At 65.3% G+C, this 25,295-nt stretch carries 24 protein-coding genes and 1 pseudogene; 18 read left to right on the top strand and 7 right to left on the bottom strand.

All coding sequences use genetic code 11. The annotated features are described in order from the left end of the window. The first annotated feature begins 122 nt into the window (after positions 1–122). The 5 genes from ACFPMG_RS22830 to ACFPMG_RS22810 all read left to right on the top strand — a co-directional run bounded on the left by ACFPMG_RS22830 (position 123) and on the right by ACFPMG_RS22810 (position 4,679). Positions 123–854 (top strand): amino acid ABC transporter ATP-binding protein, encoded by a 732-nt coding sequence (locus tag ACFPMG_RS22830; protein ID WP_035680946.1) that lies wholly within the window; start codon positions 123–125, stop codon positions 852–854. A gap of 68 nt (positions 855–922) precedes the next feature. Beyond that, complete coding sequence (locus ACFPMG_RS22825) at positions 923–1,627, top strand: amino acid ABC transporter permease (protein WP_376997514.1); 705 nt, start codon at positions 923–925, stop codon at positions 1,625–1,627. Continuing rightward, positions 1,627–2,268: an amino acid ABC transporter permease gene (locus ACFPMG_RS22820; RefSeq protein ID WP_376997513.1), complete on the top strand. Its 642-nt coding sequence runs from the start codon at positions 1,627–1,629 to the stop codon at positions 2,266–2,268. The genes ACFPMG_RS22825 and ACFPMG_RS22820 overlap by 1 nt, the downstream gene beginning before the upstream one ends. Before the next feature lie 52 nt (positions 2,269–2,320). Next, positions 2,321–3,106 carry a transporter substrate-binding domain-containing protein gene (locus ACFPMG_RS22815; protein WP_376997512.1) on the top strand — a complete coding sequence of 262 codons (786 nt, stop codon included), beginning with the start codon at positions 2,321–2,323 and terminating at the stop codon, positions 3,104–3,106. 79 nt (positions 3,107–3,185) lie between these two features. After that, complete coding sequence (locus ACFPMG_RS22810; protein WP_376997511.1) at positions 3,186–4,679, top strand: M81 family metallopeptidase; 1,494 nt, start codon at positions 3,186–3,188, stop codon at positions 4,677–4,679. Between the two features lie 67 nt (positions 4,680–4,746). On the opposite strand, the gene ACFPMG_RS22805 is transcribed toward ACFPMG_RS22810, so the two are convergent. After that, positions 4,747–5,148: a hypothetical protein gene (locus tag ACFPMG_RS22805; RefSeq protein WP_376997532.1), complete on the bottom strand. Its 402-nt coding sequence runs from the start codon at positions 5,146–5,148 to the stop codon at positions 4,747–4,749. A 344-nt stretch (positions 5,149–5,492) separates the two neighbouring features. Further along, positions 5,493–6,332: an isocitrate lyase/PEP mutase family protein gene (locus ACFPMG_RS22800; RefSeq protein WP_376997510.1), complete on the bottom strand. Its 840-nt coding sequence runs from the start codon at positions 6,330–6,332 to the stop codon at positions 5,493–5,495. 242 nt (positions 6,333–6,574) lie between these two features. Here ACFPMG_RS22800 and ACFPMG_RS22795 point away from each other — a divergent pair, with 242 nt between their 5' ends. The 7 genes and pseudogenes from ACFPMG_RS22795 (at position 6,575) to ACFPMG_RS22765 (ending at position 14,589) form a co-directional block, all read left to right on the top strand. Continuing rightward, entirely contained in the window at positions 6,575–6,757 is a 183-nt protein-coding gene (locus ACFPMG_RS22795) for a transposase family protein (protein WP_376997508.1), read from the top strand. A gap of 255 nt (positions 6,758–7,012) precedes the next feature. Beyond that, positions 7,013–7,450: pseudogene (locus tag ACFPMG_RS22790) on the top strand (integrase core domain-containing protein); the annotation flags it as partial. Between the two features lie 351 nt (positions 7,451–7,801). Next, on the top strand, positions 7,802–10,948 hold the full coding sequence (locus ACFPMG_RS22785; RefSeq protein WP_376997507.1) for a carbohydrate-binding domain-containing protein: 3,147 nt from the start codon (positions 7,802–7,804) through the stop codon (positions 10,946–10,948). Positions 10,949–11,036: 88 nt separating this feature from the next. Next, positions 11,037–11,549, top strand: a complete 513-nt coding sequence (locus ACFPMG_RS22780; RefSeq protein ID WP_376997506.1) for a hypothetical protein — start codon at positions 11,037–11,039, stop codon at positions 11,547–11,549. Positions 11,550–11,596: 47 nt separating this feature from the next. Next, on the top strand, positions 11,597–12,379 hold the full coding sequence (locus tag ACFPMG_RS22775; protein ID WP_376997504.1) for a phytochelatin synthase family protein: 783 nt from the start codon (positions 11,597–11,599) through the stop codon (positions 12,377–12,379). A 231-nt stretch (positions 12,380–12,610) separates the two neighbouring features. Beyond that, positions 12,611–12,922, top strand: a complete 312-nt coding sequence (locus tag ACFPMG_RS22770; protein ID WP_109071062.1) for a DUF485 domain-containing protein — start codon at positions 12,611–12,613, stop codon at positions 12,920–12,922. Continuing rightward, entirely contained in the window at positions 12,919–14,589 is a 1,671-nt protein-coding gene (locus ACFPMG_RS22765; RefSeq protein WP_376997503.1) for a cation acetate symporter, read from the top strand. The genes ACFPMG_RS22770 and ACFPMG_RS22765 overlap by 4 nt, the downstream gene beginning before the upstream one ends. 74 nt (positions 14,590–14,663) lie before the next feature. On the opposite strand, the gene ACFPMG_RS22760 is transcribed toward ACFPMG_RS22765, so the two are convergent. Beyond that, the gene (locus ACFPMG_RS22760) at positions 14,664–15,758 is read right to left on the bottom strand and encodes a TRAP transporter substrate-binding protein (protein ID WP_376997502.1); all 1,095 of its coding nucleotides are present in this window, start codon (positions 15,756–15,758) and stop codon (positions 14,664–14,666) included. Between the two features lie 355 nt (positions 15,759–16,113). Between ACFPMG_RS22760 and mepA the strand changes: the two genes are divergently transcribed. Beyond that, complete coding sequence (gene mepA / locus ACFPMG_RS22755; protein ID WP_376997501.1) at positions 16,114–16,866, top strand: penicillin-insensitive murein endopeptidase; 753 nt, start codon at positions 16,114–16,116, stop codon at positions 16,864–16,866. Positions 16,867–16,888: 22 nt separating this feature from the next. Here the strand turns inward: mepA and ACFPMG_RS22750 are convergent, their stop codons facing one another. Both ACFPMG_RS22750 and ACFPMG_RS22745 read right to left on the bottom strand, forming a co-directional pair. Continuing rightward, positions 16,889–17,110 (bottom strand): hypothetical protein, encoded by a 222-nt coding sequence (locus tag ACFPMG_RS22750; RefSeq protein WP_376997500.1) that lies wholly within the window; start codon positions 17,108–17,110, stop codon positions 16,889–16,891. Positions 17,111–17,300: 190 nt separating this feature from the next. Beyond that, on the bottom strand, positions 17,301–17,576 hold the full coding sequence (locus ACFPMG_RS22745; protein WP_376997530.1) for a GNAT family N-acetyltransferase: 276 nt from the start codon (positions 17,574–17,576) through the stop codon (positions 17,301–17,303). 460 nt (positions 17,577–18,036) lie between these two features. Between ACFPMG_RS22745 and ACFPMG_RS22740 the strand changes: the two genes are divergently transcribed. From ACFPMG_RS22740 to ACFPMG_RS22720, 5 genes are all read left to right on the top strand, one after another. Further along, complete coding sequence (locus tag ACFPMG_RS22740) at positions 18,037–19,212, top strand: zinc-dependent alcohol dehydrogenase (RefSeq protein WP_376997498.1); 1,176 nt, start codon at positions 18,037–18,039, stop codon at positions 19,210–19,212. Positions 19,213–19,230: 18 nt separating this feature from the next. Then, complete coding sequence (locus ACFPMG_RS22735; RefSeq protein WP_376997497.1) at positions 19,231–19,830, top strand: hypothetical protein; 600 nt, start codon at positions 19,231–19,233, stop codon at positions 19,828–19,830. A gap of 81 nt (positions 19,831–19,911) precedes the next feature. After that, on the top strand, positions 19,912–21,093 hold the full coding sequence (locus ACFPMG_RS22730; RefSeq protein WP_376997496.1) for an SMP-30/gluconolactonase/LRE family protein: 1,182 nt from the start codon (positions 19,912–19,914) through the stop codon (positions 21,091–21,093). 35 nt (positions 21,094–21,128) lie between these two features. Further along, positions 21,129–22,295 (top strand): ion channel, encoded by a 1,167-nt coding sequence (locus ACFPMG_RS22725; RefSeq protein WP_376997494.1) that lies wholly within the window; start codon positions 21,129–21,131, stop codon positions 22,293–22,295. Positions 22,296–22,437: 142 nt separating this feature from the next. Next, positions 22,438–23,028: a hypothetical protein gene (locus tag ACFPMG_RS22720; protein ID WP_376997492.1), complete on the top strand. Its 591-nt coding sequence runs from the start codon at positions 22,438–22,440 to the stop codon at positions 23,026–23,028. A 136-nt stretch (positions 23,029–23,164) separates the two neighbouring features. On the opposite strand, the gene ACFPMG_RS22715 is transcribed toward ACFPMG_RS22720, so the two are convergent. Both ACFPMG_RS22715 and ACFPMG_RS22710 read right to left on the bottom strand, forming a co-directional pair. Then, positions 23,165–24,031 (bottom strand): hypothetical protein, encoded by an 867-nt coding sequence (locus ACFPMG_RS22715; protein ID WP_376997491.1) that lies wholly within the window; start codon positions 24,029–24,031, stop codon positions 23,165–23,167. A 239-nt stretch (positions 24,032–24,270) separates the two neighbouring features. Then, positions 24,271–25,125 (bottom strand): SH3 domain-containing protein, encoded by an 855-nt coding sequence (locus ACFPMG_RS22710; protein WP_376997489.1) that lies wholly within the window; start codon positions 25,123–25,125, stop codon positions 24,271–24,273. Between the last annotated feature and the right edge of the window lie 170 nt (positions 25,126–25,295).

Genomic DNA, 25,295 nt, shown 5'->3' with positions numbered 1-25,295 from the left:
AGATTTTCTGTGGCTCGACCGATAAAAAAGATTATTGCCGACAAAACTCAAAATGATATGGTGTGTGCATGACCGGCTGCCATCAGCCTGCGGCTTCAACAGCATAGAGGATCGAACACTTGATGGCCGCGACAATCGTTGATTTCAAAGGCGTAAGGAAAAGCTTCGGATCGCTCGAAGTCCTCAAGGGCATCGACCTTCATCTGAACGCGGGCGAAGTGATGGCGCTGATCGGACGCAGCGGCTCGGGAAAGAGCACGGCGCTCCGGTGCGTGAATGGTCTCGAGCAGATCAACGCCGGAACGCTCACGGTCTGCGGACACGGCCTCCATGACCCTGAGGTGGATCTCCGTGCGCTGCGCCGCGAGGTCGGCATCGTCTTCCAGGGGTACAACCTCTTCCCCCACCTGACCGTCGCACAGAACGTGATGCTCGCCCCGCGCAAGGTGAAGAAGGTCGGCGCCGCCGAGGCTCGCGACCTCGCGGCGGAGGTGCTGTCGCAAGTCGGGCTTTCGGACAAGCTGGACTCCTATCCCAGCCAGCTCTCCGGCGGACAGCAGCAGCGCGTCGCGATCGCGAGGTCCCTTGCGATGCGTCCCCGCCTGATGCTCTTCGACGAGGTCACGTCGGCGCTCGATCCCGAACTCACGGGCGAAGTGCTCAAGACCATCGAGAAGCTCGCCTCCGACGGGATGACCATGCTGCTGGTCACGCACGAGATGTCTTTCGCGAGTTCGGTCGCCTCCGAGATCGTCTTCATGCATCTGGGCAAAGTCTGGGAGCGCGGCCCCCGCGACCTTCTCTCCCGGGCCTCCACCCCCGAACTGAGGCAGTTCATCGGAACCGGCCTCTAGCGCGGGCCGACCGACCCGCCCCTATCTGGCTCGGTCAACCGCGCCGCCGGCAAGAAACAGGCTCTTCCATGCAATCATTGCAATTCGGGTGGCTCTCGCAAAACATCGGCATGCTTCTCCACGGTGCGCTCGCCACCATCCTCCTGACCGTCGCGGCGTGTGCCGCCGGGAGCCTCATCGGCATCGCGGTCGGCCTGTGCAGGCAGCGTGGAAATCTTGCCCTGCGCACCTTGGGAGCGACGTACGTAGAAGCGATCCGGAACACTCCGCTTCTCGTGCAGGCCTTCATCGTCTATTTCGGCTTCTCGAGCGTAGGCTTCCGCCTCGACCCGCTTTCGGCGGCGCTCCTGGCCCTCGTGGTCAACTGCGGCGCCTATTCCGCCGAGATCTTCCGCGCCGGCTTCCAGTCCATCCAGCCCGCTCAGCACCAGGCGGCGGAAAGCCTGGCCCTCTCGAAGTTCCAGACATTCGTCCATGTGATCCTGCCGCAGGCGCTGAGGAACATCTGGGTGCCGCTCAGCGGCCAGTTCGTGCTGATCATGCTCGCGTCGAGCATCGTCTCCCAGATTTCGGCCGAGGAACTCACCGCGTTCGCCAACCAGATCCAGTCCAGCACGTTCCGCAGCTTCGAGGTCTACATCGTTCTCGCCGTCATGTACCTGGCCCTCTCCATCCTGCTCAAGACCCTTCTCTCGCGCATGGCATACGTGCTTTTCCCCGAGCAGCGGGTCCTTCGCAGACCGCAGAGGCGCGCGCGCAGAGGAGTCCGATAATGCGGGAGTTTTCCTACAACGATCTCGTCTTCCTCCTCAACGCCACCCAGTACACGCTCTGGCTGTCGCTTGTCTCGCTCGTCCTCGGCGGTGTGATCGGCATCGGCGTTTGCCTCATGCGGCTGAGCACCTCGCGGCCCGTGGCGGCCCTCGCCTCGGCGATCGTCGCGGTGGGTCAGGGCGTGCCTCCCCTGGTGCTCCTCTTCCTGGCCTACTTCGGCCTGTCCTTCGCGGGGGTCGTCGTCAGCCCCTTCGTCGCCGCCTGTGTCGCGCTGAGCTACTTCGCGGCGGTCTATCTCGGCGAAATCTGGCGCAGCGCCATCCAGTCCATACCGACGGCGCAGTGGGAAGCGTCCGAATCCCTTTCGCTGTCGTGGGGCCAGCAGATGGTCTACGTGATCGTCCCCCAGGCCATACGTCTCGCGACGCCCTCAAGCGTGGGCTTCATCGTCCAGCTCGTGAAGAACACGTCGCTGGCCTCGATTGTCGGGCTGGTGGAACTGACCCGCGCCGGACAGCTGGTCAACAACGCGACCTTCCAGGCGTTCGAGGTCTTCCTGGCCGTCGCCGCGATCTACTTCTGCCTCTGCTATCCGCTGTCATTGCTGAGCCGCTATCTCGAGAAGAGGACAGCCTACTGATTCCGCGTGCCGGAACAGCTGAACCAAACATCAAAACCAGAGGGAATGAACAATGAAACGCATGCTGCTGTCGCTCATGGTCGCCGCAACGACCCTCGCCGGAAGCGCCTCCCTGGCTGCGGCCCAGACGCTGGAAGCCATCCAGTCCCGCGGAAAGGTCCTTATTGCCGTAGACACCTCGGTTCCCCCATACGGCATGCTCGACGCGAACATGCAACCGGAAGGCTACGACGTGGATATGGCGAAGCTGATCGCCAAGGACCTTGGCGTCACGCTCGAGCTTGTGCCCGTAACCGGTCCGAACCGGATCGCCTTCCTGGAAAGCAAGCGAGCGGACATCGTCATCTCGACCTTCGGCGTCACGCCCGAGCGGGCCAAGACGGTGAACTTCACAATCCCTTACGGGGCCAACCAGATCTGGCTCTTCGGCGACAAGGGCCAGGCAGCCGCGTCGGCCGCGGACCTCTCGGGGAAGTCCGTGGCCGTAGTCCGCGGTTCGATCCAGGACAACATGGTGACTCGTGTGCTCCCGCAGGACACTGTGATCCGGCGGTACGAGGACGACGCCACGGCGGCGACGGCCCTGTTGAGCGGGCAGGTTTCCTTCATCGCGACCGGAACGCTGATCGGTGACAAGATCGTCAAGCGCGACGAGAAAAAGTACGAGCGCAAGCTCCTGCTCGGTCTGAGCCCCTACTCGATTGGCATCCGCAAGGGCGACATGCAGTTCCTGCACATGATGAACACGTTCATCTACACCTACCGCCTCAGCGGCCAACTGGACGAGATGAGCAAGAAGTGGATCGGAGCCGGCTTGGAAAACCTGCAGTCCTTCTGAAGAACCTTAGAACGCAGAATGCCAGGGGTGAGGGCCGCATGGCCCTTGAGGTCTCCCGGCCCGCAGATCGGAAATGACGATGACGCAACGCTCCATCCTCGTTGGCCAGATTTGGCACGAAGGGCACTCGTTCAACCCCATCCGGACGCGCGAAGAGGACTTCATCTTCCTGCGTGGGCCGCAACTCCTCGACGAGGCCCGGGCGACATCCACGGCCTTGAGCGGCATCGTCAAGACCGCCGAAGCACTCGGGTACCGCTGCGTTCCCGCCATAAGCGCGCGGACAAGGCCGGGCGGAGCAATCGAGCAGACGGTTTTCGAGCGCATCGCCGATCAATTCGTCGACGCCGCGAGGCAGGGAGGCTTCGACGCGATCTGCCTTGACCTTCACGGCGCGACGCTGGCCGAGAAGACCCTCGACCCCGAGGGCTACCTTCTGGGGCGGCTGCGCGACACCGTCGGCCGTGACATGATGATTTCGGTCGCGCTTGACCTCCATGCCTACCTCACGCCCGAGATGGTCGAGCACGCGACCGTCATGACGAGCTTCCGGACCACGCCGCACGCGGACATCGAAGAGACGGGCGCCCGTGCGATGCGCCTGCTCGACGGCTTGCTTGATACGGGCACGGCCCCGCGGGCCGTCTATTCCCTTATTCCCTTTCTTACGAGAGGCAACGACGAGACCTGGTCAGGTCCCCTCCTCGGGATTCACGCGGTCGCGGACGAATGGCGGTCGCGGCCGGACGTCACCGACCTCTCGATCTTCAACGTACACCCGTTCCTCGACGTCCCCGGCTACGGGCAGGTCGTCCTCGCCTATGACATGGGAGACGGCAGCGCGGTCGCCGCCTGCAAGGACCTGAGCGAGCGGCTCTGGGACGCGCGCGACCAATTCCAGGAACAGCTCATGTCCGTGAACGAGGCGCTGACGATCGCGCAGACCTCTGGACAGCTTCTCGCCTTGGGCGACCAAGGCGACCGTGTCATGGGCGCAGGCCCCGGTGACTCTCCCGAGATCGCGCGGATCGCCCTCCGGGATTTTCCGGACCTGAAGGTCGCCGTTCCGGTCTACGACCCGCAGGCTGTTGTCCGTGCGCAGGAGGCCGGCGAGAACGCGGTCCTGCGGATGCCTGTCGGTGGCGGGTTCACCCTTTCGGTCGATCCGCTCGAGACGCATTGGACCGTCGCCCGGCTGTGCCGGGCCCGCTTCACCAACATCGGACCGTACATGGCCGGAACGGAGGCCGACTTCGGTAACGCCGCAGTGCTGAAGAGTGGTGCGGTGACGGTGATCGTCACGGACTTGGCGCCCAACGTGCACGATCCCGCCTTCTACGAGGCCGTTGGGCTTCCGCTGGCAGGTCAGCAGGCAGTCGTCGCAAGAGCCGCCAACCATTACAAGCTCTCATTCGCGGGCATCGCCCGGACGATCACGGTCGACACGCCGGGGCTCACCGCGTTCAGGCCGCATCAGTTCCCGTTCAGCAGGGCCCGCCCATTCCATCCTCTCGACAGGATCGACTGGAGATTCCAGCCTCGGCTATACAGCGGCGGAAGCGCGGCTGGCTAACCGACGGGCCGTGCGGCGCTTTATAGCTCCAGGAGTGCTTTGAAGGTTCTTTCGCTCTTTGCGTGGATCAGGCAGCGAGAAGCGTTCGTCGCCGGAGCAGTTCCAGATTGGCCCTGCCGTACATCTGGCGTTTGAGCCGCTTGAGGCGGTTGATCTGTCCCTCGGCCTGCCCGCTGCTCCAAAGCAGGATCAGCGCAGCCCGGGCGACGGCCGCGGCCTCCGCGGCATCCCGCTCCCCGGCCGGCTTGACCGGCGCCCACGCCAAGCGCTTGGGTGAAAGGAGCGTCCGGTGGTCGTCGGGACGGGCCTTTATCGTCGCGCGCCAGCGATGGGACGTTGACGGCGCCGGTGCGGCGGTCCTGGAGCCAGAGGTGCACGCGCCGGGCCTTGCCGGTGTACCCGAAACGCGCTGCCAGCGTGACAGCCTGATGGCCGCCACCGCGCTTGTCCGCCGGTTGATCGTGGTCACGCGCGACGTGCGCAACTTTGAGCCGATGGGCCTCAAGTTGCTCAATTCGTGGAGTGTTGAGTGAGCAGAGACGCTTGCCCGCCAGGGAAGGGAATCAAGAGAAGTAGTTGGCTAAGGGAGCGGCGCTGAGAAGGGTGGGGCCAAGCTCAAGTTTGCACCTGACCACCATGTGGGCGCATTGGGTGGCGATATGCTCAAACAAAAATGTTTGCTCCTAACTCTCGGCGAGCATCTGCTGAGGTCGGCTCCGGCTACCGTCCGGTTGAGCTTATCTGGAGTGCCATCGGGCGGTCCACGGCCGGGACGGGACGGGACTGGCCGGGCCGTTGCCCAGGCTCCGTCCTTCAGGGCGTTCGCCGGCCGTGCGTCCGGAAGAACACGTTGAGCGCGTCGAACGGTTCGGCTTCGCCGAAGGCGTCGAAGCGCCCGTGCTCGGCCAGCATTCGGGCGGCCCGGAGAAAACCGCCCCAGGCGGCGCGGCTGAGGCCGCTGCCCAGGCTGATGCGCCGCACGCCCAGGGCGGCGATCTGATCCACCGACAAGCCGATCGGGGACGAAACCAACAGGTTGAGCGGTTTCGGGTGGACGGCGTCGACCGCCGCCTCGATGACGTCCGGGGTCCCCAAGCCCGGCGCGTAGAGGACGTCGGCTCCCGCCGCGGCGTAGGCCGGCAAGCGGCGCAGCGCCTCCTCGACGGCCGCCGGGTGGTTCACCAGCAGGGCCTCGCAGCGGGCGGTCAGGAGAACGCCGGTTCCCCGCAACGCCTCCGCCGCCGCGGCCACGCGTTCGACGGCGTGAGGGAGGTCATACAGCGGATTCGCCGGGTCGCCCGTGGCGTCCTCGATGGACAGGCCCGCCACGCCGGTGTCGGCGCAGAGGCGCACGTTGCGCGCCAGCCTCTCGCAGTCATGGGCGTATCCGGACTCAAAGTCGGCGTTCACCGGCAGGTCGGTTGCCCCGACCATGTCGGCGATGTGGGTCAGCATGTCGCCGCAAGGCACCGCCCAATAGGCGTCGGGAAGCCCCCGCGCGAAGGCGAAGCCCGCCGAGGTGGTGGCCAACGCGCGGAACCCGAGATGCTTCAGCATCACGGCACTTCCGACGTCCCACGGATTGGGAATGACGAAGCAGCCGGTTTGGTGGAGGTCGGCAAATGCAGCGCGGGCTTGGGAATGGTCGGCCATCACAGGGTTCCCTCCAGGGCGACGGATCAACCTCAGCAGGCTGACGAGGACAGGGTACGCTTCCGCTCCAGCGTCGTCCAACCGCCGGGCGACAGCGTCGCCTTGCTCCCGATTGGCAGTGCCGGGTGAATACTGGTTCTTCCGCACTTTGCGTGGTGCCGGTGGCACTGGACGCCAGAGATGAGCACATGAGGTGAACATCACAACAGCTTCAGTTCACTGTGACCAAGCGCCTCCTCCCCATGATCCCCGACGGTCTCTGCGTCGAGCATGTCCTGCCGGAGCCGGACCGCATCACCATCTTCGTCCGCCTTCGGCGCCGGTCAGTCCCGTGCCCGCGTTGCCACGCGCCGTCGTCCCGTGTGCATAGCCGCTATGAGGGCCGGTTGGCCGATCTGCCCTGGCAAGGCCGGCCGGTGAGATGATCCCTGTTTCCCGGACAGTTCGCTAAGCCTGATTCGCCCAGGAAGAAGGACAGACCCGATGACGGGGGAACGGAAGCGGTGTTCGGCGGAGTTCTAGGCGAAGGTGGCGCTGGAGGCGATGCGGGGCGAACTGACGGTGTCGCAGCTGGTGGCCAAGCACGGAGTGCATCAGACGCTGATCAACGCGTGGAAGAGCAGGCGATGGAGGGACTGGCCGGGATGTTCTCCGGCAAGGCGGAAGCCGCCGAAACCAGCCATCTGGTGGCAGTGATGGACTGGGCGACGAGCAAAATCCTGAGTTGGCGGCTGTCGAACACCATGGACGTCGAGTTCGGCATCGAGGCCCTGGAGGAGGCGATGGCGCGGCACGGCCGACCGGACATCTTCAACACCGATCAGGGCAGCCAGTTCACCAGCCCACGTTTTACCAGCCGCTTGACCGCAGCCGGTATCCCGGTGTCGATGGATGGGCGCGGCCGGTGGATGGACAACGTCTTCATCGAACGGCTGTGGCGATCGATGAAGTACGAGCGCGTCTACCTCCATGCCTTCGAAACCGGCAGCGAGGCGAGGGCTGGGATCAGCCGGTGGATCAATTACTACAACATGGACCGTCCACACTTCGCGCTCGGCGACAGAACCCCGGAGGCGGCCTGCCAGGGCACACCGGATCCCATCAAATTGGCGGCATGACACGGACCTGAATCAAGCTTAGCAAAGCCGAAAATCTGTCCGGAAAACGGGGGTCATGTCAGTTTCGGGGAGGTCCTGCGCTCGCGTCGGCGGGAAGGAGAAGCAAACCACGAGAGGAACGAAGCTGAGTGCGTGAGGCCAAGCTCAAGCTCGGCCAGGAGCAAACATTTTTGTCTATGTGCAGACTTTCTTGTCAATGTGCAAACATTTTTGTCCGACTGCAGCGGTCTGTTTATGTCACAGGAATCAGCCTCGTTAGTAAAATTTTTACCAAGATTCTTATTTTTCCGTTAAGCCGGGCACCTCAACCTCTGGGCTAAGACGTTGGTCTAGAGTTCTATGAGGTCCGAGATGGCTGCCGAAACTACCGAACTGATGGACGTCACCTTTACGGTGAACGCCTGGGGCGCTCCCGCAGGCGGAAAGTGGCCGCATTTCGTGCTGCGGCTGGATGGGGTTGAGATCGGGCAGGCGACCGTCGCGTCGGCGTCGCTGGGCCGCTACACCTTCAACGCCCGCGTTCCGGCCGACAAGGCCCACAAACTTCAGCTCCAGTACGACAACGACGGCTCCGTGAACGGGGAGGACCGCAACCTCTTCGTCAAGTCGTTCGAGGTGAACGGGAAACCGATCCTCAGCATCGACCCGCTGGTGACCTACGACACCGGCGATATCGACGGCAAGAACGTCATTGCCGGGCAGACCGAGATGTACTGGCGCGGCGCGCTGAACGTCGACCTGCCCAAGACCATGTTCGCCAGCGTGCAGGAGCCCGAGCCCGAGGCGCCGGCCACCATGACGACCGAGATCGTCGTGAAGGCCTGGGGCGCCGCCGCCAACGGCACGCCGCCGCATTTCAAGCTGCTGGTGGACGACAAGGTGGTCGGCGACGCGTGGGTCAGCGCGACCAGCCCGACCGGCTACACCTTCAAGGTCGATGTGGACCCCCACGAGGCCCACAAGATCCAGATCCACTACGACAACGACGCCACCGTCAACGGCCAGGACCGCAACCTGTTCGTCCAGGGCATCACCATCGACGGGCAGGAGATCAAGGCGACCGACCCTTTGGCCTCCTACGATAAGGGGCCGGTGGACGGCAAGTTCGTGGTCGCCGGGCAGGAAGGGCTCTTCTGGGGCGGTGCGCTCACCTTCGGCGTGCCGGAGGAATATTTCGACGGTCCCTACGTGCCGCCGCCCCCGCCCCCGCCGCCGGTCACGCTGACGCCGACGGACATCGTCGTGACCGCCTGGGGCCAGTCGGCCGGCGGGGTGGCGCCGCACTTCAAGCTGCTGGTCGACGGCAAGGTGGTGGGCGAAGGCCGCGCCACCTCCAGCGACCCGCAGCCCTTCCGCTTCACCGTCGATCTGGACGCCAAGGAAGCCCACAAGATCCAGATCCATTACGACAACGATTCCGTGGTGAACGGCCAGGACCGCAACCTGTACGTCAAGTCGGTCTCGATCAACGGCCACACCGTCGCGGCGACCGATTCCATCGTCACCTATGACAAGGGCGCGGTGGACGGAAAGGACGTGGTGAAGGGCCAGGAGGGGCTGTTCTGGGGTGGCGCTCTCAACGTGGACGCCCCGGCGTCGCTGTTCCAGCCCGCGGCCGAGCCGCCCCCGCCGCCGCCGACCGGTCCGGCCTTCTACGTCGCGGCCAACGGCAAGGACACATGGTCGGGCAAGCTGTCCGCACCGAACGCCGACGGCACCGACGGTCCCTTCGCCTCGCTGGAGCGCGCCCGCGACGCCATGCGGGACAGCGACGTCGACACCACCTATGTGCGTGAAGGCATCTACCGCCTGACCAAGACGCTGGAGTTGACCGGCGCCGACAACGGCCACAGCTTCCGCAACTATCCCGGCGAGACGCCGGTGCTGAACGGGGCGGAGAAGGTCACAAACGTCGTCAGCGAGGGCAACGGGGTCTATTCCGCGAAGCTGTCGCAGGCCACCGACCTCGACCTGACCATCGGCGGCGTGCGCCAGACGCTGGCCAGCAAGGGCATCGTCGACGCCGACAACCCCACCACCACCGGCTGGTACTTCGCCGACGCGGCCAACGGCGGCCCCAGCGGCTGGTCGGTGCGCTACCACACCGGCGACATGTCGTCGGGCGACATCATCCCCGGCATGAAGATCCAGCTGATGGACGCCGAGCGGCTGTCCGACACGCTGACCGAGATCGCCAGCGTCAACGACGCCACCCGCACCATCACGCTGAAGAACGGCACCTCGCTTCCCTTCGCCGAGGGGACGACCTACAAGCTGCTGAACAACCCGTCCTTCGTCGATCAGGCGGGCGAGTTCGCGTGGCGCGCCTCGGACAAGTCGGTGGTGTTCAAGCCGGAAAACCCGGCCACCCTGGCGCAGGACGGCGTCGAGGTGGCGCGGCTGGGCACGCTGATCCGCCTGAACGGCAGCAGCGACGTGACCATCGAGGGGCTGGGCTTCACCAACACCACCACCTGGGGCTACGCGGTGGAGCTGAAGGGGGCGTCGGGCAACAGCATCGGCAACAACAGCTTCCTCAACGTCGGCACGGCGATCAAGCTGACCGCGGCGTCCTCCAACAACCTGGTGGGCGGCAACACGCTGGAGCATCTGGCGGTCAACGGCATCGAGCTGGACGGGCGCAGCAACGGCAACACCGTCTACGCCAACGACATCTCCCACGTCGGCGAGGTGCGCAAGGGTGTGGCCGGGATCATCGGCACCGGGGTGGACAACAACCTGATCGCCCACAACGACGTGGACTCCAGCGCGCGTTACGGCATCTCGCTGAAGAATTGGGACTCCAGCAACATCAACCGCAACAACGTCATCGAGTACAACCGCGTCACCAACACCAACCTGGAAACGGCGGACGGCGGCGGCATCGAGGTGCTGGGGCGGTCCAGCGTCGACACCGGCACGATCATCCGCGGCAACTGGGTGGAGCATGTCGGCGGGCTGGCGACCAGCAACACCGACCAGTGGCTGACCAACCACAAGGGCTTCGGCATCTATCTGGACGACATGGCCGGCGGCGTCACGGTGACCGGCAACTTCCTGAAGGACACCGGGCTGGCCGGGGTGCACATCCACGGCGGCGACAACAACCTCGTTACCAACAACTTCTCGATCATCGCCAGCAACGCGGAGGAGTTCATCCGCGTCGGCTGGGCGCCCAAGCACGGCGATCCCGGCCTGCCGCGCAACAACACCATCACCGACAACGTCATCAGCGGGACGCTGCCGCTGGACGATTACATGGAGTTGCTGACCGCCGGAAACCCGGTGATCGACCGCAACCTCGTCTACAACGTGCCGCGCTACGGCGACAACGACGTCACGGGCAAGCCGTTGTTCAACAACCCCTATTGGGGCGACTACTCGCTGCAGCCGAATTCCCCGGCGCTGGCCATGGGCATCCATGATCTGGACTGGGCGATGATCGGCCACAGCGGTTACACGGCGTCGGACGGCATGCCGCATTTCTGGGACGCCTGACCTCCGGTCCGGACCGGGCCCAAGCGGGATCAAAAGCGGGTGGAGGCTTGTTCTTCCGGGATAAATCCCGGGGAAGGAGGCTCCGCCCGTGCTCCCGCGTCCACACGCCTTGCGGCGGTCCGCCGCCGTCCTTCTGCTCGCCGCGGCCGGGGCGCTGGCAGGGTGCGCCGATCCCAGGGCCGACGTTGCGCTGGCCGCCCAGAGTGCGCTGGTCGGCATGCCCAAGGGAACGCTGCTGTCCTGCGCGGGCGTGCCGCACCGGCAGGCGGCCAGCGGCGCCCTGGAGTTCTTCACCTACCGGGCGGGCTCCATCGATTACTACGCCCCACCGCCCCCACCGGTGGGCTACGGATGGGGATATCCGTGGGGCTATCCCGGCTGGCGCCATCGCGGGCTCGACTACGACCCGTGGGACTACTATCCTCCGCGGTCGGGCGACGTGGTGGACAACCGGTGCGAGGCGACCTTCACCTTGAGGGATGGGGCCGTCGAGCAGCTGGTCTACCGGGCATCGTCGCTGGGCGCCTGCGCCGCGGTCGTGCAGAACTGCATGGCGCTCGTGCCGCAGAGCCTTCCGCCAAGGCCCACCCCGTCCGGCTAGAGCCGGCAGAGGCATCGACCGTGACACCATCGAGGAAAACGCCGGTGATGAAGGCACCGCTCCGCTCGGCTCTGCTGGCCCTGTTGACCTTCGCGTGTCTGGCCGGTCCTCCCGCCGCGGCGCAGGACGCGCAGAGCGAGACGAAGCCGAAGTTCGGCCCGGACGCTGTGCCGATGACCGAGGATCGCGAGCATCTGCGCAAGGCCGGGGCGCCGGACTTCTGGGCGATGATTCCCTACTACACGGCCCAGCAGACGGGCAGCGCCTGTTCGGTCGCCAGCGTGGCGATGATGATCAACGCGCTGCGCGGCCTGCCGCCGCTCTCGTCCAACCGGCTGGTCACCCAGGCGCGGGTGCTGAACGAGGTGGACGACGACGGCTGGAAGGCGGCCACCGCGGAGAACGGGGACGGCGTGTCCTTCGCCGATTTCGCCGGGCTGGTCCAGAAGTCGGTGGACGCCTTCGGCCTGGACGCCACGGTGGAGGTCTTCCGTCCCAAGGACACGTCGCCTGAAACGCTGGGCGAACTGCGGCGCATCCTCGGTGAGAACGAGCGCGACGACAGCGACATCATCCTGCTGGCCTACGACCAGGGCACGCTGACCGGCGACGCCACGGTGGGACACATCGCGCCGCTCGGCGCCTACGACGCGGAGACCCGCCGGGTTCTGGTCATGGACGTGGACCGGCTGTGGTACGTGCCCTACTGGTCGAGCGACGAGAAGCTGCTGGAGGCGATGGTGAAGCCCGACCGCTCCGACCCCACGGGCAGCGGCCTGATCCATGTCCGGCTGAAGGATGTCCGGCCGAAGGGGCGGACGGCGGGATAACAGCGTTGCCTCATGTTGCGTCGCAGCGCGACCCGTTGTCGCATTACGCACCTATGGATCAACTGCTTTCCGGCTAATGATAAACCGTTATCTGGTTAAACGAGAGCAAATTCGAGCGAATGTTTCGTCATTTCGTGCTACAAGAAATTTAATTTCGCTTTTTGCTGCCATGCACCCAAGGTATTGCTGCGATGCGCAATGTTTGGGTTCCAAGAAAAAGCGATAAAAACCATGTCCGACGAGATTTACGAGCGGGTGCTGTCCAACCCGAAGTTCGCCGCGATGACGGCGAGCCGCGCGCGCTTCAGCTGGCGGCTGGCGCTGATCGTCCTGGCGGTCTACTACGCCTTCGTGTTCGCCTCGGCGCTGGCGCCCGAGCTGATGGCGCGCCCGTTGGCCGAGGGCATGACCTTCCCGGTCGGGCTGGCCGCCGGCATCGTCATCACCGTCTTCTGCTCGCTGATGACCGGCGTCTACGTGCTGCGCGCCAACAGCCGCTACGACGCGATGAACCGCGACCTGCTGAACGAGGTGGGCCGATGAGCGCCGCGCGTCGTCTTGCGTCCGCCTCCGCCGCGCTGCTGCCGGCGCTGGCGGGCGGGCCTGCTTTCGCCGCCGCCATCGATGGCGCGGTGGAGCGCCAGCCGGTCAATGTGACGGCCATCGCCATGTTCCTGCTGTTCGTCGCCGGAACGCTGGGCATCACCTATTGGGCGTCGAAGCGCACCCGCTCGGCGTCGGACTTCTACACCGCGGGCGGCGGCATCAGCGGCTTCCAGAACGGGCTGGCCATCGCGGGTGACTACATGTCGGCGGCGGCCTTCCTCGGCCTGTCGGGCATGGTCTTCGCCAAGGGCTTCGACGGGGTGATCTACACCATCGGCTTCCTGGTCGGCTGGCCGCTGATGCTGTTCCTGATCGCCGAGCGGCTGCGCAACCTGGGCCGCTTCACCTTCGCCGACGTGGCGTCCTACCGGCTGGGCCAGACGCCGATCCGCTCGCTGGCGGCGGTCGGGTCGCTGACGGTGGTCTGCTTCTACCTGATCGCGCAGATGGTCGGGGCGGGCAAGCTGATCCAACTGCTGTTCGGGCTGGACTACACCTACGCCGTGGTGATGGTCGGCGTGCTGATGATCCTGTACGTGACCTTCGGCGGCATGCTGGCGACCACCTGGGTGCAGATCATCAAGGCGGTGATGCTGCTCGGCGGTTGCACCGTGCTGGTCGGGCTGGCGCTGGCGCAGTTCGGCTTCAACCCGGAGCGGCTGCTTCAGCAGGCCGTCGCCGCCCACGCCGCGAACGCCGCCATCCTGCGCCCCAGCGCCGCCATGGCCGATCCGATCGCCGCGGTGTCGCTCAGCCTCGCGCTGATGTGCGGACCGGCGGGCCTGCCTCACATCCTGATGCGCTTCTTCACGGTTCCGGACGCCAAGGAGGCGCGAAAGTCGGTCGTCTACGCCACCGGCTTCATCGGCTACTTCTTCATCCTGACGGTGACCATCGGCTTCCTCGCCATCGTGATCGTCGGCACCAACCCGGCCTATCTCGACGCCGCGGGCAAGATCCTGGGCGGCGGCAACATGGCGGCCATCCACCTGTCCAAGGCCATCGGCGGCAACATCTTCCTCGGTTTCATCTCGGCGGTCGCCTTCGCCACCATCCTGGCGGTGGTCGCCGGCCTGACGCTGGCCGGCGCGTCGGCGGTCAGCCACGACCTCTACGCCCGCGTCATCAAGAAGGGCAACGCCACCGAGGCGTCGGAGATGCGGGTGTCGCGCCTCGCCACGCTGGCGCTGGGCGTCATCGCCATCACGCTGGGCCTGCTGTTCGAGAACCAGAACATCGCCTTCATGGTCGGCCTCGCCTTCGGTCTGGCGGCGTCGGTCAACTTCCCGGTGCTGATCCTGTCGATCTTCTGGAAGGGGCTGACCACCCGCGGCGCCTTCATCGGCGGTTTTGCCGGTCTGGTGAGCTGCGTCGCCTTCGTGGTGCTGGGGCCGACCGTGTGGGTCAGCGTCTTCAAGTTCCCGGCGCCGATCTTCCCCTACGAGCATCCGGCGCTGTTCTCGATGGTCATCGCCTTCGCGACGACCTGGCTCTTCTCGGTCACCGACCGCAGCGCGCGGGCGGCGGCGGAGGCGAAGGCCTACGAGTACCAGTACATCCGGTCGGAAACCGGCCTGGGTGCGGCCGGTGCGGTCTCGCACTGACCGCGTGAAGAAAACGGCCCCTCTCCTTCGCCAGGAAGGGGAGGGGCCGTGTCTCTTTCAGGGCCGTGCTTTCCTCAGCGGCGCTGCGCCGACTGGGAATAGACGTAGGAGTCGAAGCTGTTCTCGGCGACGCGGAACCACAGCCGCTCCTCGTCGCGGAAGGGCTTCCACGCCTCGTAGACTTTCTTGAAACGCGGGTTCTTCGCCGAAAGCTCGTCATACAGCTCGTTGGCGATCTTCTCGCAGGCCATCATGACGTCGCGCGGGAAGGCGCGGAGCTGGGCGCCGCCGGCGACCAGACGCTTCAGCGCCGCGGCGTTGACGGCGTCGTACTTGGCGATCATCCAGGTGTTGGCCTCCCAGCAGGCCTGCTCCAGGATCGTCTTGTAGGAGTCCGGAAGCTGCTCCCACGCGGTGATGTTGATCATCAGCGGGATCTGGGCGGAGCCTTCCCACCAGCCCGGCGAGTAGTAGTATTTGGCGACCTTGTGGAAGCCCAGCTTCTCGTCATCGTAGGGGCCGACGAACTCCGCCGCGTCGATGGTGCCGCGTTCCAGCGCCGGGTAGATGTCGCCGCCGCCGATCTGCTGCGGGACGAGGCCCAGCTTGCCCATGATCTGCCCGGCCAGCCCGCCGACCCGCATCTTGAGGCCGCTCAGATCCTCCACCGTCTTGATTTCCTTGCGGAACCAGCCGCCCATCTGGGCCGTCGTGTTGCCGGCGGGGATGTTGTGGATGTTGTGCTCGCGGAACAGCTCGCGCATCAGCTCCAGCCCGCCGCCGTGCATCATCCAGGAGATGTGCTGGCGCGTGTTCAGGCCGAAGGGCATGGCCGTGTCGAAGCAGAAGGTCGGGTCCTTGCCGATGTAGAAATAGGCCGCGGACTGGCCGCACTCGATCGTGCCGTTCTGCACCGCGTCCAGCACCTGGAGCGCCGGCACGATCTCACCCGCCGCGAAGGTGCGGATCTGGAACTTGTTGTCGGTGGCGGCGGCGACCCGGCGGGCGACCAGCTCCGCCCCGCCGAAGATGGTGTCGAGGCTCTTGGGATAGCTCGACGCCATGCGCCACTTGATCTCGGGCTGGCTCTGCGCGATGGCGGGTGCCGCAACCACGGTGCTGGCGGCCAGCCCGACGCCGGCGCTGGTCAAAAAGGAACGACGTTTCATGGCGGGGGACTCTCCCTTCCCATTCTTTTCAATTATGAGAGGGATTCTGCATCGCCGTGACGCGCGCAACAAGAAAAAGGCGGCGCCGTGCCGCCCCGCCAAATCCGCATGCTTCGCGACCGCCGGGCGCCGTGACCGTTCGGCGCAAAACCGCGCGCTGCCCACCCGATGCAACGCCCAGACCCCAAACCCCGTGCTAAGGTCGGGCACGGTCAAAGAGGAAGGGGGGCCGCCGGTCATGGCTCGACAATGGTCTTTCGCTGTGCTGGCGATCCTATGCGGCGTCTGGTTTGCCGGCGGTAACGCGGAGGCGGCCGAACCGGTTTCCCGAGCGGTGCCGACGGATTTCAGCAGGGTGGCCTTGCAGCCGCCGCTGCCGCCCCTCTCGGCGCAGCCGATCGGGGGCTACGCCAACGGCTGCATTCGCGGCGCGCAGGCGCTGCCTCCGGAGGGTCTCGGCTATCAGGTGGTCAACCTGTCGCGGAACCGGAACCACGGACACCCCGACACCATCGCCTTCGTCCAGGAGCTTGCCCGTCGGGCGCAGGCCGAGCGGCTCGGGGGGCTGGCCATCGGGGACATCTCCAAGGTTTATGGCGGCCGCATGGAAAGCGGGCATGCCAGCCACCAGATCGGCCTCGACGTGGATGTGTGGTTCGACCTCGACCAGCCGCCTCTCGCGCGGGAGGCGCGGGAGCGGACGGACTTTCCGACCATGGTGAACCGGCAGACGCAGCGCGTTCTGCCGGAGCGGTTCGGTCCCCGGCAGGCGCGCCTTCTGCAACTGGCGGCGACGAGCCCGAAGGTCGCGCGGGTGTTCGTGAACCCGGCGATCAAGCTGGCGCTGTGCCAGAGCGAGCAGGGCGACCGCTCCTGGCTGAACGCCGTGCGCCCCTGGGCCGGACACGACTCGCACTTCCATGTGCGGATGAACTGCCCGGCCGGATCGACGGCCTGCATTCCGCAAGCCCCCATTCCGCCGGGCGACGGCTGCGGCCAGGAGCTTCTGAGCTGGTTCGAGCCCCCGAAGGAAACGCCGGGGCCCCGGCCGCCCAAGGCGATTCCGGAGCCACCCGAGGCTTGTCTGGCGGTCCTGGCGGGGAATTGAGCCCCTGTCGGCGGCGCGCGGGTTACTCGCGCATCAGCGTCGGCAGGTCCATGGCGATGCGGCCGATGTCCTCGCGGCGCAGGTCGCGGGAGGCCAATTCGGCCGTGCTCAGGGCCGACAGCTCGCGGTAGACGATGTAGGCGGCGGAGGTTTCAAACCAGGCGCTCACGAACTCGCGAACGCCCTTGACGATCCCCGACAGAACGCCGTCATGATCGGTGTGCGAAGCGGTGGTGTAAGCCATGGTGCATCTCCCTCGTGTCTGATGGAGATGACTGTACACTGGCATACCAAATACCAGATACGCTGAGTGTGCAACGCAGCAAGGCAAGAAAATTACAGCCGGCTCAAGCATTTGGGAAGCGAACTGTTGGATGGGCCAGTCTTTTGTGCGCCGTCCATGGACCCTGGAGCGGGCACACGGCAAGCCGCCGTCAAAGCATTTTCCTCATGGCGCAACGCTGTGCGATGGGAAGTCCGGCCTGCTCCTCGGCGTCCAGGACGGCGCCCAGCCGGTGACCGAGTTGTCCGTCATCCAGCGTGACGAAGCCAAGTCTTTGATAATAGGGTTCGTTCCACGGCACGCTCCTGAAGGTGGTCAAGGTCAGGGAGGGGATGCCATGGTCGGCGGCGTGGCGCTGGGCCGTTTCGATCCATTGCCGCCCGAAGCCGCGTCCCTGCCGGTCCCGGTGGACGGCCATCTGCCAAATGTGAAGGGCATCGGGAGGGCGCTGTCAACCTCGCGGTCAGCTGACGCACTTAAGGTTTGCACAACCCGTTTTTTTCACTGGTTCAGGCGGTTAGGCAACGTTGGTCGCCTCGCGCCACGTGGTGAAGGCGCGCGCGCGCGGCGCGATACTCGGAGGCGGAGATGAAGTGGCGGCGCAGCTGGAAGTGGTTGTGGATGGGGCTCTGGATGGACAGGAACCGTTGGGCGTGGCCGGATGATTTGAACCGCTTCATGTGCCGCTCGGGACACGGCCCCGATGGGAGGTTAGGAGTCCCTGGCGCGGAGGTTCCCTGAGGAACCATCCCTAGGAACGCGGTGAGGCTCGCTCAGGTTTTGAGAGCTTTCAATCCGACAGACCACCCCGCAGAGACATGCTCATCGGTCCGAAGCACACCGGGAAGCGCAGGCCTCTGCACCTTGGCAGGATGAAGGAGGAAAGCATGCGGGCCTTGGTTTGGCATGGTAAGGAAGACATCCGGTGCGACACCGTCACTGACCCCGAACTCGAGCAGCCGCGCGACGCCATCATCAAGGTGACGAGCTGCGCCATTTGCGGCTCGGACCTGCATCTGTTCCACAACTTCATCCCGGCGATGCTGCCCGGCGACATCATGGGACATGAGATGATGGGAGAGGTCGTCGAGGTCGGGCCGGAGGCCAAGCACAAGCTCAAGGTCGGTGACCGGGTGGTGGTTCCGTTCACAATCATCTGCGGCGAGTGCGACCAGTGCAAACGCGGCAATTTCTCGGTGTGCGAGGCCACCAACCGCAAGAAGTATCTCGCCGACAAGGTCTTCGGCCACCCGACCGCGGGCCTGTTCGGCTACACGCATCTGACCGGCGGCTATCCGGGCGGGCAGGCCGAATATCTCCGCGTTCCCTTCGCCGACGCGACGCACATCAAGGTGCCGGATGGAATCCCGGACGAGAAGGTTCTCTTCCTCGGTGACATCTTCCCGACCGGCTGGCAGGCCGCCGTCCAGTGCGACATCCAACCGACCGACACCGTTGCCATCTGGGGCTGCGGTCCCGTCGGTCAGATGGCGATCCGCAGCGCCGTCCTCCTCGGCGCCAAACAGGTGATCGCCATCGATCATCTGCCGGAGCGCCTGGAAATGGCGGAAGCCGGTGGCGCCATCACCATCAACTTCGACGAAGAGAGCGTGGTCGAGCGTCTGAACGAGCTCACCGGCGGTTTGGGCCCGGAGAAGTGCATCGACGCCATCGGCATGGAAGCCCATGTCTCGCCTTCCATGCCGGATACGGTCTACGACCGCGCCAAGCAGATGCTCGGCGCCGAAAGCGACCGGCCGCATGTCCTTCGCGAGATGATCTACGTCTGCCGCCCGGCCGGGGTGATCTCGATCCCGGGCGTCTATGGCGGGTTGGTTGACAAGATCCCGATGGGCCAGCTGATGAACAAGGGGCTGACCATCCGGACGGGCCAGACGCACGTCAACCGTTGGACCGACGACCTCCTGCGCCGCATCGAGGAGGGGCAGATCGATCCATCGTTCGTCATCACCCACACCGTGAGCCTCGATGAGGGGCCCGAGATGTACAAGGTGTTCCGCGACAAGCAGGACAGCTGCATCAAAGTCGTCCTGAAGCCCTAAAAACCGGGGAGAGAAGACGTGACTTACACCATCTCGAACATTGCCCGGTCCAAGGGCGACCCGAAAGTCCTTCACTCCGGCCCCAGTTCGCTGGGTGCCTCCGACCGCATGGCCAAGGCACTCGGCTGGTACAGCATCGGGCTCGGCTTGACCGAGCTGTTTGCGGCGAAGCGCATCACCCGGGCGCTTGGCATGGAGGGCAAGGAAGCCCTTGTGCGGGCCTATGGCGTCCGCGAACTCGGGCACGGCATCGTCTCGCTCTCGCCCGACAAGCATCTCGGGCTGTGGAGCCGGGTGGCCGGAGACGGACTCGACATCGCCACCCTGATGACGGCCATGCGGCATGACAACCCGAAGCGCGACAATGTCGGGGTTGCTCTTGCGGTGGTGCTGGGGGTGACGCTGCTCGACATCATTGGCGCGCAGGGGACCACGGCCCGCCACAGCCGCCCCCGTGGTCGGCCACGCTCCTACAGGGATCGGACAGGCTTCCCGCAGGGTGTCCAGGCGGCGCGAGGCGCCGCCAAGGACTTCAAGGTGCCTCCGGACATGCGGGCCGCACCGGCCCTCGCGGCGGTGTCCAATCGCGCCCCGCAGGAGAAGGCGCGGCCGCACTGAACCATCGACGACACGGCTGCGTTCGAGCGGAATTCACGCTCTTGAGGCGGCCGTCGCATCCCACATGATCATGGCCGCGCGATGGAAATGAACATGCAAAGGCTCACAGCGGTGACCCTGCTTTTCGGAGCGCTCCTGGCCACCACATCCTTGGCACAGCCGAGTATGGCGCAGCAGAGTGCCGCACCATCTCGGGGCACGGCGCATCTGCAGCAGGTCACCAGCTTTGAACACCAGGTGACCGGAGTGACCGTTTCGAAGGATGGGCGCATCTTCGTCAACTTTCCCCGCTGGACGGAGGATGCACCGATCTCGGTCGCCGAGGTGACGCGCGACGGCCACATCAGGCCTTACCCGGATGACGCGTGGAATTCCTGGCGCAACGCCAAGAAGAACCAGATGTCCGCCGGCGATCACTTCGTGTGCGTCCAGAGCGTCGTGGCCGATGCGCACGGCAATCTCTGGGTCGTGGACCCGGCCGCGCCAGCCACGGCACCCGTCGTGCAGGGCGGGCCCAAGCTCGTCAGGATCGACCTGAAGACGAACAAGGTTGAGCAGGTGATCCGCTTCGACGAGACGGTCGCGCCTCAGGGCAGCTACCTGAACGATGTCCGGTTTTCACCGGATGGGCGGCGTGCCTATCTGACCGATGCCGGGGCCAAGGGTGCTCTCGTTGTTGTGAATCTCCAGGACGGCAAGGCTCGACGCGTCCTTCACGGCCACCCGAGCACCCAACCGGAAAAGGATGTGGTGGTGAAGACCGATGGGCAGGAGTTGCGCCGGCCCGACGGGCGCGGGGTCGAATTTGCCGCTGACAGCATCGCGCTCTCTCCCGATGGGCGCACGCTCTATTGGAAAGCGCTGACCGGCCGGACCCTCTATCGCATCCCGACGGATGTCTTGGAAAACCCACGCCTGTCCGAGAAGGATATCGAAGCTCGTGTGGAGCGTGCCGCCGAGACCGAGCCGACGGATGGTCTTTGGATCGACGGGCGCGGCCGGCTTTATCTGAGCGCGATCGAGCAGGATGCCGTGAAGGTCCGTGATGGGGATAGCATCACCACCCTCGTACAGGACAAACGGCTGCGCTGGCCCGACACATTCTCGGAGGGGCCCGACGGGACCATCTACGTCACCAGCTCCCGCATTCAGGACATGAGCTGGTTCAAGCCCGAGACCGGCCCGCGCCTTGAAACGCAGCTGTGGCGCATCGAGCCTGGACCGAACGGGGGGACGACCGGCTCGGTCGGGCAGCCCCAATGATCCCGACGGAGCCGTTGGGATGACAGGAGGCCGCCATGATGGGACGACTGGAGCAGGGCCTTGGAATACTTCTGATCCTGATCATCTTGCTCGATATCTTTCTGACCGTGCTCTACGCCCGGATCGGAACCAGCATCATCGGATTCAGGGTCGAGCGGCTGGTCTGGGCCTCCTTCGTCAAAGCCTCAAAGGTTTTTGGCTCTCGACAATTTGGCTCTCGACAAGGAATCGTTCTGTCCTTCTGTGGTCCGGTCATCCTCGTGCTGCTGGTTGGCGTATGGGCTCTCGGGCTGACGCTCGGGGCGGCGTTGATCGTGCACCCGGAACTCGGTACGTCCATCCGCGCCACCAACGGCGAGACCCCCACCGACTTCGTCACTGCGATGTATGCCGGGGGAACCAGCATGGCCATTGTCGGGGCGAGTGACTTCACCCCGCACACAAGCCCCACACGGCTGCTTTTCCTGTTCAATTCGCTGATCGGCATGTCGGTGATGTCGCTGACGCTGACCTATCTGATGCAGGTCTACACAGCGCTCCAGCGGCGCAACGTGCTGGCCATGAACATCCATTTCCTCTCAGGGTGCACCGGCGATGCTGCCGAATTGCTGGCACGTCTCGGACCTGAGGGGCAGTTCAGCGGCGGCTACACGAACCTGTCGGAACTCGGCGTCGAGATGACCCAGACCAAGGAGGCGCACCACTTCTACCCGGTGCTGTTCTATTTCCGCTTCAGTGATCCATACCACTCGGTATCCCGTTCCACGCTGGTCGCGTTGGACACGGTGAGTCTGATCAAGAGCGCCCTGGATGATCAGAAATACCGCTGGCTGAAGGAGGCAGGAGCTGTCGCGCAGCTTTGGGAAGCGTCCATGATGCTCCTCACCTCCTTGGAGAACACCTTCCTTCCCCATGGGGCACCGGACCGGGAGGCGCAACCGGACCAGCAGACCCGAGACCTTTGGCGAGCACGCTACCACGCTGCCCTGCAGCGGCTTCGGCAGGCGGGGATCCAGATCACGGCTGACGGGCAGGCCGGTGCCGAGGCCTACATCTCCTGCCGAATGCAATGGGACCATCACATCACGAACTTGGCACCCTCGATGGCTTACAGCATGGAGGAGATCGACGCGGCAATGAGCGGTCTTGGATCCAACGACAGGCCGAACGATCCCCGGTCCCGCCTACACGTCGCCGAATAACGGTGGTGATGCTGTTCGTGCCCCAAGCATCCGCATGCCATGCCGAGCGGCGTCCGGTTTGAGTCGACAGTGTTGAAAAAGTCGGAGTTGTCGGCGGCCTGAAGTCCTGATTCTGTCCTCCTGGGAAGCGGAGGACACGGCGATGATGGACGAGCGGACGGTGATGCAGGAGGCGCTGTTCTACGAGTTCAGCCTGGAGCGCCAAGCGGGCTTCAACGGTGCGCCGACGTGCGACCGCCTCATGCTCAAGCTCGCGTGCCGTCGCGAGTTCCGCCCGCAATTCACTGATGCGCGTATGGACGGCATTCATCTCACAGCAAGTGGCTTGCGTTCACGCGGCAATTTCCCCTTTCACCACACCGCGAAGCGCGGCTGTTGGCGACGAGCGCCGCTGCTTGAGCCCGCGGAGCCAATGTCATGCTGTACATCAGACGGCTTGGTCGCGCTGGTGCCGCTGTACGGATTCCAGATCCCACGCGCCGCCCCACAGGGTTGCCAGACGCTCCGGAGTGAGATCACTGGTGAACACCGCGTGATGCGCAACATTGCCCATGCTTCGGCGCAACCCCCGCGCGGCCAGCGACATCGTGGGCATGTCGGTGGCATCAACCAGGAACTTAACCGGTTGGTCATCGTTCAGCGGCAGGATGACGCGGGCGGATATGCCGGCCTCATGCAGCGCTTCCAGCCCGGCGATGATCCGTTGGAAAACCATCCGGCGCCGCTCCCGTAACCGTTGACGCCGTGTTGTGCGATCCTCCGATGGAGACGCTTGCATAGCTACCTCCCGCCGACTTGACATCCGGTCCCTGTTCCTCGTCAACAGCCCTTGCTGTTGGACGGCACGAGGCTACTGATGTTTGCGCGGTTCACATCCCCTCCCCGGCGAACGCCTGCTCGTCCAAGCCAGGGATCCGGAACACCACGACCGCGGCGCGGTTTGGCGCCGACGGCGGGACATAGGTGGCTGCGCCCTGCAAAACGCGCCCGCCGTCGGCGTGGAACTCCGCGGGGAAGTCCTTCATCGTCCGCATCGGCGGCCGCACCGTGTTGGTTCGGTCCACCAGCACAAGCAGCCGTTCGCCGCCGGAGCACGTCACCACCCCGTCGTACTCGCGCTCCCGCTTGGTGATGCGGAACGCGGCGACGACCAAGCCGTCCCGGTCCTCGATCCGGAAGGTGGTCTGGCCGGAGCCGTCGAAGATGATCCGCATCCTCTTGGCGAGGTCGACGGGAACCCGGAACATCTCCTTTTCGAAGCTCGCCAGAGAGGCCAACTGGAACACCGAGACGTCGACGCCCATGCTCTGGATGTACTTCGCCACGATGCCGCTGACCATCTGGGCGTCGTCGCCGGAGACCGTGCCCTGGGTGCGGCCGAACCGGTGGATGCCGTAGACGTCCTTCTCTCCGAAGGACCGGGTGACGCCGCCCAGGAAGGTGTAGGCGCACGCGGACAGGCAGTGGGCTTGCTGGTAGTCGTGGATCTTCATCAGCCCGTCGAGGGCGATCGAGCGGCCGATGCCCGTGTTGAGGCCAGCCTCCGGGATGGCGTGCCCGAGTTCCAGGCCAGCCATCAGATCACCGCCTCCGGAGTGCAGGTAAAGGCTCTTCGACATCTGGCCGTCATACGTCTTCAAAAACCGCCGAAGCTCTTCCGGTGTGTCCCCGGTGATCGCTCCCGTCCCTTGGATGTAGACGATGACCATGCTGACCTGGATCGCCTGGAACCTCATCGGCTGCCGGTCGTCGAGCGGGAGCCGGTTCTACGACGACACGGCCGCGCAGTTCTTCTCATGCGGGTCCGGGAACGTGCGGGAAGGGTATCCCTCCTCGGCACGCGCGGTCCCCGGCGCCACGAGTGTCAGGAGGGCGACGCAAAGGAACATGGCCCGCACCAACGTCCCAACCATCCGTTTCCCCATAGCGTCTCTCCAGATCAGGCATGGCCCTCCCGAGCCGTCGGTCGTGCGGTTTACCGGGGGGCGGCTTCGACGACGCTCCCGTGCATCCAGCCCGCCGGTTCCTTGTCGCCGACCTGCATCCACTCCCCGTCCCGGGCGAACACGAAGTGGCGGGTGCCCGCCTTGGCCGTGGCGGCCACAGGCGCGTTCCGGTCCGGCTTGGTGCGGATGTTCGCGGTCTGCGCCTTCACCACAACGGCCTCACGCGTTTTCGGCGTCTCCGGGGGAGTCTCCAAGGGTTTCGCCGCCGGGGCTTCGGCCGTCGCGGGCGGCGGAGCCGGAGCGCTCAGGGGCGGCGCCGGAGCCGTGGCGGCGGGGACGTTCGGTGCGGAATCGCGTGCGCGGTGTCCGACGACCGCCCAGGCGCCGACCGCTACGACAGCGGCGAGCACGAGCCCGTCGGCCAACAGGGCGCGGGCCGGGGGGCGTCCGGTCACCACCGCGGAGGGGCCGTCGTTCGGCGGCGCGTCAGGTGGTTCCACGTCCGCGGGCTCATCGGCTTCGGGCCGGGGCAGCACGAAGTCCGAACGCCTGCTGCGCTCGGCGAGCACGTCCAACGCACGCCGGTAGGCGGCGAACACCTCGGCGAAGGCGAGCGCCGCGGTGGCGTCGCTGAACATGTACGCCTCGTTGATGCCCGTCCGGCTCGTGATGGTCAACCGACCGTACCGGACCACGGGGATCTGGTAGTTGTCCCTGAACCGACGGTCCGGCGAACCGTCCTTGTTGGTCTTGGCCCAGGTGTGCCCGATGGTCGCCGCATCGCGGGGGACGCGTTCCTCCTCCTGGAAGTGGCGCTCCGAGTATTCGATCTCGACCTCACGGAGGTCGATGAGCGCGAAGTCGCGGCCGCGCTCGCGCATCATCGCGAACCCCGGGTAGACGAAGATGTCCTCCCCGTTGGCGTTGTCGAACTTCAGCCCCTGCCACTTCGTGTTTAGCAGGGCGCGGAAAAACGGGCTGATGCAGTGCCTTTGCCTCCGCTAAGGCTTGAAAAAGGCGTTTTTGCCGCCCGTTTTGGTCGGAATGGAGCGTT

The sequence above is a fragment of the Azospirillum himalayense genome (assembly GCF_042657465.1).
GTDB lineage: Bacteria > Pseudomonadota > Alphaproteobacteria > Azospirillales > Azospirillaceae > Azospirillum > Azospirillum himalayense.
The sequence above is the reverse complement of the archived record's forward strand: the minus strand, read 5'-3'. Positions and strand labels throughout refer to the sequence as shown.

Coding starts and splice junctions, on each gene's coding strand:
- ACFPMG_RS22830 (WP_035680946.1), top strand. CDS start 123: ATGGCCGCGACAATCGTTGATTTCAAAGGCGTAAGGAAAAGCTTCGGA.
- ACFPMG_RS22825 (WP_376997514.1), top strand. CDS start 923: ATGCAATCATTGCAATTCGGGTGGCTCTCGCAAAACATCGGCATGCTT.
- ACFPMG_RS22820 (WP_376997513.1), top strand. CDS start 1,627: ATGCGGGAGTTTTCCTACAACGATCTCGTCTTCCTCCTCAACGCCACC.
- ACFPMG_RS22815 (WP_376997512.1), top strand. CDS start 2,321: ATGAAACGCATGCTGCTGTCGCTCATGGTCGCCGCAACGACCCTCGCC.
- ACFPMG_RS22810 (WP_376997511.1), top strand. CDS start 3,186: ATGACGCAACGCTCCATCCTCGTTGGCCAGATTTGGCACGAAGGGCAC.
- ACFPMG_RS22800 (WP_376997510.1), bottom strand. CDS start 6,332: ATGGCCGACCATTCCCAAGCCCGCGCTGCATTTGCCGACCTCCACCAA.
- ACFPMG_RS22795 (WP_376997508.1), top strand. CDS start 6,575: ATGATCCCCGACGGTCTCTGCGTCGAGCATGTCCTGCCGGAGCCGGAC.
- ACFPMG_RS22785 (WP_376997507.1), top strand. CDS start 7,802: ATGGCTGCCGAAACTACCGAACTGATGGACGTCACCTTTACGGTGAAC.
- ACFPMG_RS22775 (WP_376997504.1), top strand. CDS start 11,597: ATGAAGGCACCGCTCCGCTCGGCTCTGCTGGCCCTGTTGACCTTCGCG.
- ACFPMG_RS22770 (WP_109071062.1), top strand. CDS start 12,611: ATGTCCGACGAGATTTACGAGCGGGTGCTGTCCAACCCGAAGTTCGCC.
- ACFPMG_RS22765 (WP_376997503.1), top strand. CDS start 12,919: ATGAGCGCCGCGCGTCGTCTTGCGTCCGCCTCCGCCGCGCTGCTGCCG.
- ACFPMG_RS22760 (WP_376997502.1), bottom strand. CDS start 15,758: ATGAAACGTCGTTCCTTTTTGACCAGCGCCGGCGTCGGGCTGGCCGCC.
- ACFPMG_RS22750 (WP_376997500.1), bottom strand. CDS start 17,110: ATGGCTTACACCACCGCTTCGCACACCGATCATGACGGCGTTCTGTCG.
- ACFPMG_RS22740 (WP_376997498.1), top strand. CDS start 18,037: ATGCGGGCCTTGGTTTGGCATGGTAAGGAAGACATCCGGTGCGACACC.
- ACFPMG_RS22730 (WP_376997496.1), top strand. CDS start 19,912: ATGGAAATGAACATGCAAAGGCTCACAGCGGTGACCCTGCTTTTCGGA.
- ACFPMG_RS22725 (WP_376997494.1), top strand. CDS start 21,129: ATGATGGGACGACTGGAGCAGGGCCTTGGAATACTTCTGATCCTGATC.
- ACFPMG_RS22720 (WP_376997492.1), top strand. CDS start 22,438: ATGATGGACGAGCGGACGGTGATGCAGGAGGCGCTGTTCTACGAGTTC.
- ACFPMG_RS22715 (WP_376997491.1), bottom strand. CDS start 24,031: ATGAGGTTCCAGGCGATCCAGGTCAGCATGGTCATCGTCTACATCCAA.
- ACFPMG_RS22710 (WP_376997489.1), bottom strand. CDS start 25,125: ATGATGCGCGAGCGCGGCCGCGACTTCGCGCTCATCGACCTCCGTGAG.